We start from the raw sequence: 12,055 nt of genomic DNA, 5'->3' as shown, positions 1-12,055 counted from the left end.
TAAAGGAAAGGGGGTTGGGCACGCCGCAAACACGGCCGCAGACCACGCCGCCTGCGTCGGGTGGTGCCGGTGCGGTGAATCCGGGAGAGGGGTGCCGGGCCGCCACCTCGCAGGGCCGCCACCTCGCAGGGCCGCCACCTCGCAGGGCCGCCACGTCGCAGGGCCGCCACCTCGTAGGGCCGCCAACCGTCGTAGGAGCTGCCCAGGCGGCCGATGCCAGGCCGACAACCCGGCTGGTCTAGAGGGTCTGGACGGTGGCGATGCGTTCCTCGAGTTGCTCGATGGTCGCCTGGGCACTCGGCGGGCCGCCGCAGAGCCGGCGCAGCTCGGCATGGATCTTGCCGTGCGGCTGGCCGGTGCGGTGGTGTCGGGCGGCCACCAGAGCGTTCAGTTGGCGCCGGAGCGCCACGCGACGCTGGGCGGCGCTCATGGGTGCCGGCGGCGCCGCCGTGGGCGCAGCGGCCGGCTGAGAGGCCCCGTCGGCGGTACGGCGGCGTTGGGCGGCGAGCTGCGCGGCCTGCCGCTTGGTCAGCAGCAGCGAAACCTGGTCGGCGGTGAGCAGGCCGGGCAGGCCGAGGTATTCCTCTTCCTCGGGGGTGCCCGCCTGGGCCGCGGTGCCGAACGACGCGCCGTCGAAGATCACCTGGTCGAGTTCGGCGGTGGCCGAGAGCGCGGCGAACCGCTTCTCCAACTCGCCGCTGGCCTGGTCGTCGCGCTGCGCCCGTTCCAGCAGATCGTCGTCGAAACCGTCGGATTCCTTGGGTTTGCCGAGGACGTGGTCCCGCTCGGTCTCCATCTCGCTGGCCAGGCCGAGCAGGTGCGGCACGCTGGGCAGGAAGACCGACGCGGTCTCCCCGGGCCGGCGGGCCCGCACGAACCGACCGATCGCCTGGGCGAAGTAGAGCGGCGTGCTGGCACTGGTGGCGTAGACGCCGACCGCCAGTCGCGGGATGTCGACGCCCTCGGACACCATCCGCACCGCGACCAGCCACCGCTGGTCGGACGCCGCGAACGTCGCGATCCGCGCGGACGCGCCCTGGTCGTCGGAGAGCACCACGGCGGCCTTCTCGCCGGTCACCTGCTCGATCAGCTTGGCGTACGAGCGGGCGGTCTGCTGGTCGGTGGCGATGATCAGGCCACCGGCGTCGGCCATGCCCGCGTTGCGCAGCACGGTGAGTCGGGCGTCGGCTGCCCGCAGCACCTGCGGCATCCAGTCCCCGGCCGGGTCCAGGGCGGTACGCCAGGCCTGCGCCACCAGATCCTGCGTCATCGGTTCACCGAGGCGGGCGGCCAGCTCCTCCCCCGCGTTGGTCCGCCAACGGGTCTCCCCGGAGTACGCCAGGAAGAGCACCGGCCGGACCACGCCGTCGCGCAGCGCGTCGGAGTAGCCGTACACGGAGTCGGCACGTGAGCGCAGCAGCCCGTCTCCGCCCCGCTCGTAGCTGACGAACGGGATCGGGTTGTCGTCGGAGCGGAACGGCGTCCCGGTGAGCATCAGCCGGCGTACGGCGGGGTCGAAGGCGTTCTTCACCCCGTCGCCCCAGGACCGGGAGTCGCCCGCGTGGTGGATCTCGTCGAGGATGACCAGGGTGCGCCTGGTCATGGTGCGCCGCCGGTGCACCATGGGGGCCATTCCCACCTGGGCGTAGGTGACCACCGCGCCGTGGAAGTCGGCTGCGGAGTGCACGTCGGCGTTGCGGAACGCGGCGTCGAGCTGGATGCCCACCCGGGCTGCGGCGTCGGCCCACTGGTTCTTCAGGTGCTCGGTGGGGGCGACCACGGTGACCGCCTCCACGGTGCCGTCACCGAGCAGCTCGGCCGCGATCCGTAGGGCGAAGGTGGTCTTGCCGGCGCCCGGCGTGGCGACCGCGGTGAAGTCCTCGGTGCGCCGGCGCAGGTATTCCACCAGGGCTTTGCGCTGCCAGGCGCGTAGTGCCGGGAACGTCTCGAGCACCGGCGTCCGGGCTGCCACGCGAAGCTCCTCTCCGACCGCACGACGGCGGACCCGGGGCGAGGGCCACGATGACCGCCGCCCATGAAAACGCCTCCGCGCAGAAGCTGCCGCGAAGGCCGGCTCAGCATAACCAGCGCGGGCCCCACGGCCCAGGCGACGCCACGCTGGTCACATCTGCCGACCGTGTCACCATTCCCGGTCGGCGCGTGGATCGGCCCCGTCGGCGCGTGGTGGGCGCAGTGTCGCCACCGGGGCGGACCAGCGTCTGCGCAGCGCGATCAGGCGCAGACCGAAGACCAGGACGGCGGCGGAGGTGAGCGGTACGGGCCCGGTCTGCCCGGTCACGTACAGCAGCACCACCAGGACCGAACCGGCCAGCGCGGCCAGGGCGTAGATCTCCCGGCGCAGCACGACGGGGATCTCGGCGGTGAGCAGGTCGCGACCGAGACCGCCGCCGATCGCGGTGAGCATGCCGATCAGGCAGGCACCGACGGCCGGCACCCGGGCGTCGAGTGCCTTGAGCGTGCCCGTCACGGTGAACAGTGCCAGGCCCGCCGCGTCCAGCACCAGGACGGTGGTGCGCAGTCGGGCCAGTTGCGGGTGCAGCCAGAAGACGGCGAGCGCGGTGATCGCGGCGGTGGCCGCGTACCGCCAGTCGGCGAAGGCCAGTGGTGGGACCTCGTCGATGACGAGGTCCCGGAAGATCCCACCGCCGAGGGCGGCGACGAAACCGACGAACGCGACGCCGAACAGGTCCAGTCGCTTCGCCACCGCCGCCGACGCCCCGGACGCCGCGAACACCGCCACCCCGGTCAGGTCGGCGAGGAGCAGGGCGGTGGAGGTGGTCACCGCCGCAGGCTACGTCGCCGGCCGGAGCACCGGCCGGGGATCACTCGCGGTACGAGTCGTAGATCTCCTTGCACTTGGGGCAGACCGGCGAACCCGGCTTGGCCGCCTTGGTGACCGGGAACGTCTCGCCGCAGAGCGCGACGACGTAGGTGCCCATGACGGCACTCTCGGCGATCTTCTCCTTGCGGACGTAGTGGAACATCTCGGGACCGGTGTCGGCGTCCTTCAGCTCCGGACGCTCGAGAACCTCTGTGCTCACGTCTGCACCTCCAACCGACAAGTTTGGCAGGTCATCACGGCCGGGTCCACTTGAGGCCGGCCGAGGCCCCACCCCGTACGGTGCCCGTGTGAATGACTTTCGCATCAGCTACGGCACCGAGGTGGCCGTTGCCCTGCGCGACGGCCGACCCGTCGTCGCACTGGAGAGCACCATCGTCTCGCACGGCCTGCCCCGGCCGGAGAACCTGCGGGTGGCCAGGGAGATCGAGCAGACCGTCCGGGACGCCGGGGCCGTCCCGGCAACGATCGGCATGATCGGCGGCAGGCTGGTGGTCGGCCTCGACGACGAGCAGTTGACCCGCCTCGCCACCGTCGACGGAGTGACCAAGCTCTCCGTCCGCGACCTCGCGTTGGCGGCGGCGACCGGCGCGGACGGCGCCACCACCGTGGCCGCGACCAGCGCGGTGGCCGCCGCCGCCGGAATCGGGGTGTTCGCCACCGGCGGGCTGGGCGGGGTGCACCGGGAGGCAGCGCACACCTTCGACGAGTCGGCGGACCTGGGCACCCTGGCCCAGACTCCGATCGCGGTGGTCTGCGCCGGGGTCAAGTCGATCCTCGACGTGGGCGCGACACTGGAGCGGCTGGAGACCCTCGGGGTTGCCGTCGTCGGTTACCGCACCCGCCGGTTCCCCGGCTTCTACCTCACCGACGCCGGCTTCGACCTGGACTGGTCGGTGGACTCGCCGGAGCAGGTCGCCGCCGTGCTCGCCGCCCGGGACGAGCACGCCGTGCACACCGGCGGGCTGCTCGTCGCCAACCCGTTGCCCGTCGACGAGCAGCTCGACCCGGAGCTGCACGACCGGACGCTCGCCGAGGGCCTGGCCCTGCTGGAGCGGGACGGGGTCACCGGTAAGGCCGTGACGCCGTACCTGCTGTCGTACTTCCACTCGGCCACCGAGGGCGCGAGCCTGGCGGTGAACGTCCGGATCATCCTGCGCAACGCGGACCTGGCCGCGCGGATCGCGGTCGCCGCAGCGGCCCGCCGCACCACCTCCCCGGCATGACCCGACCGGCCCGGGTGGTCGTCGTCGGGGACGTGATCACCGATGTGGTCGCCGTGCTGTCCGGGCCGCTCGCGGCCGGCTCGGACACCGGAGCCGAGATCAGCATCGGCGGCGGCGGCCAGGCGGCCAACACCGCCGCCTGGGTCGCCGCACAGCGGGTGGACGTCACGCTCGTCGGCGCCGTCGGCGACGACGCCGCCGGGCGGGACCGGGTGGCCGAGCTGGAGCGGGCGGGTGTCGACTGCGCGATCGAGCGGATCGAGGGCGCGGCGACCGGCACGGTGATCGTGTTGGCCACCGACGACGAGCGCACCATGGTCAGCCAGCGGGGCGCGAACCTGCGGCTGACCGCCACGCACGTCGAGCGGGCCCTCGCGGCGGTGCCCGACGCGGGGCATCTGCACCTGTCCGCGTACACCCTGTTGGACGTCGGGTCGCGCGACGCCGGGCTGCGGGCGTTGGCCGCGGCGCGCGAGCGTGGGCTCACCACCAGCGTCGACGCGGCCTCCGCGGCGCCGCTGCGGCGGGTGGGCGCGGCGGCGTTCCTGAGTTGGGTACGCGACGTCGACCTGCTGCTGGTCAACGCGGACGAGGCCACGGTGCTCGCCGGTGGGCTGGACCCGGCGGCGCAGGGGCGGGCGTTGTCGGCGACGGCCCGGCGGGTCGTGGTCAAGCGCGGCGGGGCCGGCGCGGTGTGGGTCGACCGCAGCGCGGCGGTCCGGGTGGCTACGGCCCGGCGGGTTGCCGTGGTGGATGTCACGGGGGCCGGGGACGCCTTCGCGGCTGGCCTGCTCACCGCCTGGCTCGCGGGTGCCAACCCGGCCGCAGCGCTGGGCCGTGCCACCGACCTGGGGGCGCTGGCCGTCTCCACCGTCGGCGCACGGCCGCAGCCGTAGTCGCCGACGCACGGCCGCAGCCGTGGGTGCTCGGCCCTGATTGCTCGGACCCTGGCCCGTTCGCGGGTCAGGGTTCGGCGTCGATGACCTTGTGCGGGCGCTCCTCGGCGGTGAGGCTCATCGGCGGGGTGTCGTCCGTGTGCCGGCGGTGGAACCGGTTGGCCAGCCGGTGCTCCTCCTTCGGCGGCCGGTCGTTAGCCAACAGCACGGCCAGCCAGGGGATGAGCACCATGCCGAGTGCGCACAACGGCAGCCAGAGCCAGAGCAGTGGGGCGTTCACGCCGACCAGGATCGCGCCGGCGATGATGCAGGCCACCCGGATGCCCATCATCAGGACATAGCGGCGCTGGCGGCTGGTGAGCTGATCGCCCTGGCTGCGCGAGGCGTCGGTGATCAGAATCGGCTGGTACGCCTGACGCTTCACCATGGACCTCCTCGAGGGGATTACTCCTCATCCTGTCACCGCAGGGCCGTGATCAGCGAACTTCGACTCATCCCAAGGCGTGTTACGCCCGTGGTACGCTGCTTGGCGTGGGCAGCAGGTTCAGCTTCACCGACGAGGCGTTGGCCAACCTGAGGGTCTACGACGTCACACCCGGGGAAGTCTGGGAGGCGCTGCACAGCGCCCGACGGGTGATCCGCCACCTGGGTGACGACGTGATGGTGGTCTACGCCGCCGCCCGTCGGGGCCGCCGACTGGCGGTGCTGCTCGCCGAGGCCGATGGCACCGACAACGACTGGGACATCCTCTCCGCTCGTGAGCTGAGCGACGCCGAGTCCAAGCGCTACGACGAGGCCGTGCGGAGATCTCGCCGATGAGGAGGCCGTGACGATGCACCGAAACGACGCGACCAAGCAGTTCCACAGCGGCGACGACCGGATCGCCGAGCTGATCGACGAGGGCCCGGGGGTCGACCTCCCCGCCCCCGACACCGACGTGCCGATGGTGAGCCGCTCGGTCCGGCTGCCACTGGAGACCTACGAGCGGGTGCGGGCCGCCGCCGACGCCCGCGGCATCGGGGTCACCACGCTGATGCGCCAGTGGATCGAGGCCGGCCTCGCCGACCTGGACGACTCCGCGACCGTCTCGCTGGCCGACGTCCGGCGCGCGCTGGCCTCGCTGGCGCACCCCACCGCCGCCTGAGCGACGGGCTCAGCCGTCGGCGGTCTTCGCCTTGGCCGCTGCCTTCATCTGCTGCTTGTACTCCCGCACCCGGCGCAGCGAGTCGGCGTCGGTGACGTCGGCCACCGACCGGTACGCGCCCGGGTCGCCGTACCCGCCGGCCGCCGTCCGCCAGTCCTGCGGGGTGACCCCGAACCGCTTCCCGAGCAGGGCCACGAAGATCTGCGCCTTCTGCTGGCCGAAGCCGGGCAGCGCGGAGACCCGGCGCAGCAGCTCCGGCCCGTCGGCGACGTCGGCCCAGAGCAGCGCCGCGTCACCGTCGTAGCGCTCCACCAGGACCTGGCAGACCTCCTGCACCCGGGCTGCCATCGCCTTCGGAAACCGGTGCAGCGCGGGCGGCTGGGCGAAGAGCGCGACCAGGGCCTCCGGGTCGTACCCGGCCAGCTCGACCGCGTCCAGCTCGTGACCGAGCCGCTGCGCCAGCACGTACGGCGAGGAGAACGCCTTCTCCATCGGCACCTGCTGGTCCAGGGTCATGCCGATGAGCAGGGCCAGTGGGCTGCGCTCCAGCAACCGGTTGGCATCTGGGTCGATGGGCAGCACAAGCGTCATGCGGACCATCCTGCCTGGCCCACCGACCCGGGCGGACGGCGACGCTCCGATCGTTTCGCGACAGCTGGCGCCCTTCTGGCACCCTCGACGACATGCTTGTGACCGCCCCGCCCGGTTCCCGGTACCACCGGCTCGGCCGCACTGCCCGGCACCGCTGGTGGCAACCCATCGTCGGCACCGTCGCGCTGGTTGTCTCGGCGGTGGTGGTCCTCTGCCTACTCTTCGGCGTCGCCGCCGTCGTGGCCGAGCTCACCAACCGCCCGTACGACGCCGACGGGCTTCCCACCTTCGGCCCGATTCCGGACGCCGCGCTGCTGATCGCCTCGCTGGCATTGTTACTCCCACTTCTGTTCGGCGCGGCCTGGCTCGTGCAGCGCCGGCCCGCCGGCACGCTCTCGTCGGTGCTTGGCCGGCTGCGGTGGAACTGGCTCGGCCGCTGCCTCCTGATCGCCACGCCGCTGATCATCGTCATGCTGTTCGGCGCGGATCTGCTGCTCGGGCTGACCGGCGAGAGTTCGGTGCTCGCCCCGGCGGACACGTGGGTGGGCGGGCCGGAGTTTGCCGCTGGCCTGCTGATGGTCCTGCTGCTGGTGCCATTCCAGGCCGCCGCGGAGGAGTACGCCTTCCGGGGCTGGCTGTTACAGGCCGTCGGCGCGTATCTTCGCTCACCCTGGCCCGCGATCGCCCTTCAGGCGGTGCTCTTCGCCGCGGCCCACGGCTGGGGCACGATCTGGGGTTTCCTGGACCTGGCATTCATGGGCGCGTTGTTCGGCTGGTTGACGGTGCGAACCGGCGGGCTCGAGGCCGCGATCGCGTTGCACGTGGTGAACAATCTGACCGCGTTCACCCTGGCGGCGGCGTTCGGGGGGCTCAGCGCCGACGAGACGATGGCCAACGCCCCCTGGCAGCTCGTCCTCGTCGACGTGCTGGTGCTGTCGGCGTACGCCCTGGTCGTCGACCGGATGGCCGCGCGTCGAGGGCTGGCGACGGTCGTACCGCCGGACCTGGTCGTGGCGGTGCCCGGCGAGCCCTCGGCTCCGACCGGTGTGGAGCTGAAGCGGCCGGAGGTCGGGGTCGAATCTCGCGGGTGGTGACGGCTTTCTCCGCGACGGCAGGCAGGATGTCGGGGTGGACGAACACGACATGCTGCTCTCCCCCGCCGGCGTCGACGCGCTGCGCGACGCGCTGACGCGGACCGGCTTCACCAGCCACGGCATCGCCGAGCGGCTGGGTGCCCAGGCGACCGCCGCCGTCGCCCGCAACGACTACCGGGCCGCGCTGCGCGCCACCGAGGACGGCGACCCGCTGGGCACCCTGATCCGGGTGTTCATCTGCGACCAGACCGAGCCGGAGGCGGCGGTGGCCGCCGCGTTGGCGCCGCTGAGCCTGGAGGAAGCGCTGGCCGGTGGGTTGGTCGAGCGCCACGGCGACGGCCTGCGTGCCGGCGTCGACCTGGAGCCGTACGGCGACGACTGGTGGGTGCTCGCCGACGTGCCGGCCAGCGCCCGACCGGGTCGCCCGTTGCACGCCGAGCACGTGCTCGGCATCGGCGGGGCCACCCACACCCTGATCGGGGCGACCATCCGCCGGCCGGTCGGCAGCGCGCTGGACCTGGGCACCGGCTCCGGCGTCCAGGCGCTGCACCTGGCCACCCACGCCGACTCGGTGACCGCCACCGACCTCTCCGAGCGGGCGCTGCGCTTCGCCGCGACCACCGCCGCCCTCAATGGTCAGGACTGGGAGCTGCTGCAAGGCGACCTGGTCGCCCCCGTTGCCGGCCGGCGCTTCGACCTGGTGGTGAGCAACCCGCCGTTCGTGGTCGGCCCGGGCACCACCACGCACGTCTACCGCGACTCCGGCCGGGTCGGTGACGCGATCGGCGCCGAGCTGGCCGCCGCCGCCCCGGGCCTGCTCACCGAGGGCGGCACCATGCAGTACCTGGCGAACTGGGTGCACGTCGCCGGCGAGGAGTGGGACGAGCGGGTCGCCGGCTGGTTCTCCGGGACCGGCCTGGACGCCTGGGTCATCCAGCGCGAGGTGGCCGACCCGATGGCGTACGTCGACCTGTGGCTCACCGACGCCGGCGAGGCCACCGACCCGCAGCGGATGGCCGCCTGGCTCGACTGGTTCGACGCGCACAAGGTGGAGGGGATCGGCTTCGGCATCGTGTCGCTGCGGCGGGGTGGGCACGCCGACCCGGTGGTCCGGGTGGAGGACCTGCGCCAGCGGGTGCAGCCACCGCTGGGCGACCAGGTGGCCGGCTGGTTCGACCGCCAGGACTTTCTGCGGGTACGCGACACCGAAGCGCTGCTCGCCGAGCGCTACCGGGCCGCCGAGGGCCTCCAACTGCGCCAGGAGGCCACCATGGGTGACGAGGGCTGGGGCGTGGACCGGCAGGTCCTCGCGATGCCTCACGGCCTGCGCTGGACCGAGGAGATCGACCCGCTGGTGCTGGCCCTGGTCGGTGGCGCCGACGGCCGCCTGCCGCTGCGCGACCAGCTCGCCCTGCTCGCCGCCGCGCACGACGTCGAGCCCGACGAGATGGCCGAGGCCGCGGGCCCGATCGTGGCGCACCTGGTGGAGCGCGGCTTCATCGAGGCGGTGACCGCGTGAAGCGGGCAGGCTCTGCGCCGGCTGCCGGCGTTGCGGCGAGCGGCGTTGCGGCGAGCGGCGTTGCGGCGAGCGGCGTTGCGGCGAGCGGCGTTGCGGCGAGCTGCTGATGCGTGCGGTGGTGCAGACCGTCGGGCGGGCCAGCGTGACAGTGGATGGCGAGGTGGTCGGCGCGATCGAGAACGGCTTGCTGGTGCTGCTCGGGGTGACCCACACCGACACCGCGGAGACCGCTCAGACGATGGCCCGCAAGGTGCACGAGTTGCGCATCCTGGACGACGAGCGGTCCGCCGCCGACACCGGCGCGCCGATCCTGGTGGTCAGCCAGTTCACTCTCTACGGCGACGCCCGCAAGGGCCGCCGTCCGAGTTGGACGGCAGCCGCCCCCGCCGAGGTGGCCGAACCACTGGTGACCGCCGTCGTCGACGCGCTGCGCCAGCGCAACGCCCCGGTGGAAACCGGCCGGTTCCGCGCCCAGATGCTGGTGGAAAGCACCAACATAGGCCCCCGAACCCTCCTCCTGGACCTCTAACCCGAACCCCAACCCCAACCCCACCGCCACCCTCGTTGATCATGGAGTTATGGCCCGCCACCTCGGCGTGTCGCGGCTATAACTTCATGATCAACGGCTTGGGAGGGGGTGGGGGGAAGGGGGGTGCGGGTTAGGAGAAGAGGCCTCGGCGGGACAGGGACTGGCGGAGCCAGTTGTCGAGTTCGGCGGTCCAGTCGGTGCGGTCGGCGGTGGCGTGGTCGACAGTGAACCGGCCGAAGGCGTCCCGCCCCTCGGTGAAGACACCGCCGCGCTTGTCGACCTCCAGCACCACCTGCATCTGCTGCGCGTCGGCGACGAAGGTGACCTCCAGCTGGTTGATCGAGCGGGCGTACTGGGGCGCCGGGCTGAACTCGATCTCCTGGTAGAAGGGCAACGTCTGTCGTACGCCGTAGATGTGCCCACGCTCCACATCCGCGCGGTTGAACCGGAAACCCAGTCGCAGCAACGCGTCCAGCAGTCGCTCCTGCGCCGGCAGCGGGTGCACCGACACGGCGTCCAGGTCACCCTTGTCGACGGCGCGGGCGACCTCCAGCTCGGTACGCAGGCCCATCGTCATGCCGTGCAGGTGCTGCCCGTACAGCTCGGTGACCGGCGTCTCCCACGGCACGTCGAAGCGGAACGGGATGTCGTGGCGCTGCCCCGACTCCAGCCGGAACGCGCCGGTGACCTGCTGGCGGCGGAACTCCTGCGTGGTGTCGTAGTCGTTGTCACCGCTCTCCACCTCGACCCGGGTGACCAGGCCGAGAGTCACGTGGTCGATGTCGACCTGGTGGTCGCCGCCGACCACCTGGATGTGGCCCTCCAGCTGACCGCCCGGGCGGCAGTTCGGGTTGACCAGCACCGTCTCCACCGACGGGCCGCCAACCCCCATCGCCTTCATGAGCCGCTTGAAGACCACGCCGTCCTCCATCTTTCGTCGTCGCCGACCCGAGCTGGCCGGCCGTCCGCAACGTAGTCGGGGCGGGCAACCGCACACCGGGACGACACACCGCACCAGAGATCCGACCTGATTCCTGTCGGGTGCCCGATCGCCTCACTCCCGTTTTACGCCCCGCCCGCCAAGCTGTGTGCACACCGGCACCACTGGGCCGGAGACACGGCACAGACGTGGAAACGGGGAGAGACAGAGATGGTCCTGCAGATGACGGAACACCGGACGCGCCCGGCCACCACGACCGACACCAACGGGACCTCCGAGGTCCTCACCGACCTGGACGCCACCGACGAGCGTGGCATCTCCACCGACCTGGTCCGGGCGTACCTCAACGGGATCGGCCGGACGAAGCTGCTGACCGCCGCGCAGGAGGTCGACCTGGCCCGCCGGATCGAGGCAGGCCTGTTCGCCGACGAGAAGCTCGCCACCTGCACCCCGGTCTCCGCGGAGCTGCGGGCCGACCTGGAGCTGATCGTCGCGGAGGGCCGGGCCGCGAAGGACCACCTGCTGGAGGCGAACCTGCGGCTGGTGGTCAGCATCGCCAAGCGCTACACCGGCCGGGGGATGGCGTTCCTCGACCTGATCCAGGAGGGCAACCTCGGTCTCATCCGGGCGGTGGAGAAGTTCGACTACGCCAAGGGCTACAAGTTCTCCACGTACGCGACCTGGTGGATCCGCCAGGCGATCACCCGCGCGATGGCCGACCAGGCCCGCACGATCCGCATCCCGGTGCACATGGTCGAGCAGGTCAACCGGATGGTCCGTGCCCGCCGCGAGCTGGCGGTGACGCTGGGCCGCGAGCCGACGGTCGCCGAGGTGGCCCGCGCGCTGGAGATCCCCGAGATCCAGGTCATCGAGCTGATCTCCTACGACCGGGAGCCGGTCAGCCTGGACCAGGCCGTCGGCGACGACGGCGAGAGCGCGCTCGGCGATTTCGTGGCCTCTGTGGACCCGCGTACCGAGCCGGGCGACGCCGCCGCCCAGGGTGAGTTGCGCAACGAGGTCAGCATCGTGCTGGCCACCCTGTCCCAGCGGGAGCAGGCGGTCATCCGGCTCCGGTTCGGTCTCGACGACGGCCGGCAGCGCACGCTGGACGAGGTCGGCCGGGAGTTCGGCCTGTCCCGGGAGCGGATCCGGCAGATCGAGAAGGTGACGCTGCTGAAGCTGCGCGACCCGGAGCGGGCCCAGCGTCTGGAGGCGTACGCCTGCTGACGCCCACGCTCGTGGAAGGCCCTGGCGGT

At 72.3% G+C, this 12,055-nt stretch carries 14 protein-coding genes; 8 read left to right on the top strand and 6 right to left on the bottom strand.

The genetic code is table 11. The features are described from left to right. Window positions 1-238: 238 nt before the first annotated feature. The 3 genes from LADH09A_RS28620 to LADH09A_RS28610 form a co-directional block, all read right to left on the bottom strand. Window positions 239-1,972: a DEAD/DEAH box helicase gene (locus LADH09A_RS28620; RefSeq protein WP_238648789.1), complete on the bottom strand. Its 1,734-nt coding sequence runs from the start codon at window positions 1,970-1,972 to the stop codon at window positions 239-241. Window positions 1,973-2,140: 168 nt separating this feature from the next. Further along, window positions 2,141-2,803 (bottom strand): trimeric intracellular cation channel family protein, encoded by a 663-nt coding sequence (locus LADH09A_RS28615; RefSeq protein WP_238648788.1) that lies wholly within the window; start codon window positions 2,801-2,803, stop codon window positions 2,141-2,143. 40 nt (window positions 2,804-2,843) lie between these two features. Next, window positions 2,844-3,062: a DUF3039 domain-containing protein gene (locus LADH09A_RS28610; protein ID WP_088946800.1), complete on the bottom strand. Its 219-nt coding sequence runs from the start codon at window positions 3,060-3,062 to the stop codon at window positions 2,844-2,846. An 88-nt stretch (window positions 3,063-3,150) separates the two neighbouring features. Here LADH09A_RS28610 and LADH09A_RS28605 point away from each other — a divergent pair, with 88 nt between their 5' ends. Together LADH09A_RS28605 and LADH09A_RS28600 are read left to right on the top strand one after the other, a co-directional pair. Beyond that, window positions 3,151-4,086 carry a pseudouridine-5'-phosphate glycosidase gene (locus LADH09A_RS28605; RefSeq protein WP_238648787.1) on the top strand — a complete coding sequence of 312 codons (936 nt, stop codon included), beginning with the start codon at window positions 3,151-3,153 and terminating at the stop codon, window positions 4,084-4,086. Then, a complete protein-coding gene (locus LADH09A_RS28600; RefSeq protein ID WP_238648786.1) occupies window positions 4,083-4,982 on the top strand; it encodes a carbohydrate kinase family protein in 900 nt (299 codons plus the stop codon). Before LADH09A_RS28605 ends, LADH09A_RS28600 begins: the two co-directional genes overlap by 4 nt. A 67-nt stretch (window positions 4,983-5,049) precedes the next feature. On the opposite strand, the gene LADH09A_RS28595 is transcribed toward LADH09A_RS28600, so the two are convergent. After that, complete coding sequence (locus tag LADH09A_RS28595) at window positions 5,050-5,409, bottom strand: DUF3099 domain-containing protein (protein WP_238648785.1); 360 nt, start codon at window positions 5,407-5,409, stop codon at window positions 5,050-5,052. Window positions 5,410-5,513: 104 nt separating this feature from the next. On the opposite strand from LADH09A_RS28595, the gene LADH09A_RS28590 reads away from it, so the two are divergent. Both LADH09A_RS28590 and LADH09A_RS28585 read left to right on the top strand, forming a co-directional pair. Next, entirely contained in the window at window positions 5,514-5,801 is a 288-nt protein-coding gene (locus LADH09A_RS28590) for a hypothetical protein (RefSeq protein ID WP_088946797.1), read from the top strand. Between the two features lie 13 nt (window positions 5,802-5,814). Further along, window positions 5,815-6,126 carry a YlcI/YnfO family protein gene (locus tag LADH09A_RS28585; RefSeq protein ID WP_088951534.1) on the top strand — a complete coding sequence of 104 codons (312 nt, stop codon included), beginning with the start codon at window positions 5,815-5,817 and terminating at the stop codon, window positions 6,124-6,126. A 9-nt stretch (window positions 6,127-6,135) separates the two neighbouring features. On the opposite strand, the gene LADH09A_RS28580 is transcribed toward LADH09A_RS28585, so the two are convergent. Beyond that, window positions 6,136-6,726, bottom strand: coding sequence for an HhH-GPD-type base excision DNA repair protein (locus tag LADH09A_RS28580; RefSeq protein ID WP_238648784.1), 591 nt, complete (start codon window positions 6,724-6,726; stop codon window positions 6,136-6,138). 83 nt (window positions 6,727-6,809) lie between these two features. Between LADH09A_RS28580 and LADH09A_RS28575 the strand changes: the two genes are divergently transcribed. From LADH09A_RS28575 to dtd, 3 genes are all read left to right on the top strand, one after another. Beyond that, entirely contained in the window at window positions 6,810-7,811 is a 1,002-nt protein-coding gene (locus tag LADH09A_RS28575; protein WP_238648783.1) for a CPBP family intramembrane glutamic endopeptidase, read from the top strand. 34 nt (window positions 7,812-7,845) lie between these two features. Beyond that, window positions 7,846-9,330, top strand: coding sequence for a DUF7782 domain-containing protein (locus LADH09A_RS28570; protein ID WP_238648782.1), 1,485 nt, complete (start codon window positions 7,846-7,848; stop codon window positions 9,328-9,330). Between the two features lie 106 nt (window positions 9,331-9,436). Continuing rightward, window positions 9,437-9,859, top strand: a complete 423-nt coding sequence (gene dtd / locus LADH09A_RS28565; protein ID WP_238648781.1) for a D-aminoacyl-tRNA deacylase — start codon at window positions 9,437-9,439, stop codon at window positions 9,857-9,859. A gap of 130 nt (window positions 9,860-9,989) precedes the next feature. On the opposite strand, the gene LADH09A_RS28560 is transcribed toward dtd, so the two are convergent. Continuing rightward, window positions 9,990-10,778, bottom strand: coding sequence for a sporulation protein (locus tag LADH09A_RS28560; protein ID WP_238648792.1), 789 nt, complete (start codon window positions 10,776-10,778; stop codon window positions 9,990-9,992). Between the two features lie 231 nt (window positions 10,779-11,009). Here LADH09A_RS28560 and sigB point away from each other — a divergent pair, with 231 nt between their 5' ends. Then, on the top strand, window positions 11,010-12,026 hold the full coding sequence (sigB, locus tag LADH09A_RS28555) for an RNA polymerase sigma factor SigB (protein WP_372492369.1): 1,017 nt from the start codon (window positions 11,010-11,012) through the stop codon (window positions 12,024-12,026). The last annotated feature ends 29 nt before the right edge of the window (window positions 12,027-12,055 follow it).

Origin of the sequence: Micromonospora cabrerizensis (assembly GCF_022230955.1) — a bacterium.
Lineage (GTDB): Bacteria > Actinomycetota > Actinomycetes > Mycobacteriales > Micromonosporaceae > Micromonospora > Micromonospora cabrerizensis.
Note: the sequence above shows the minus strand (reverse complement) of the source record. Positions and strands in the feature narration are given on the sequence as shown.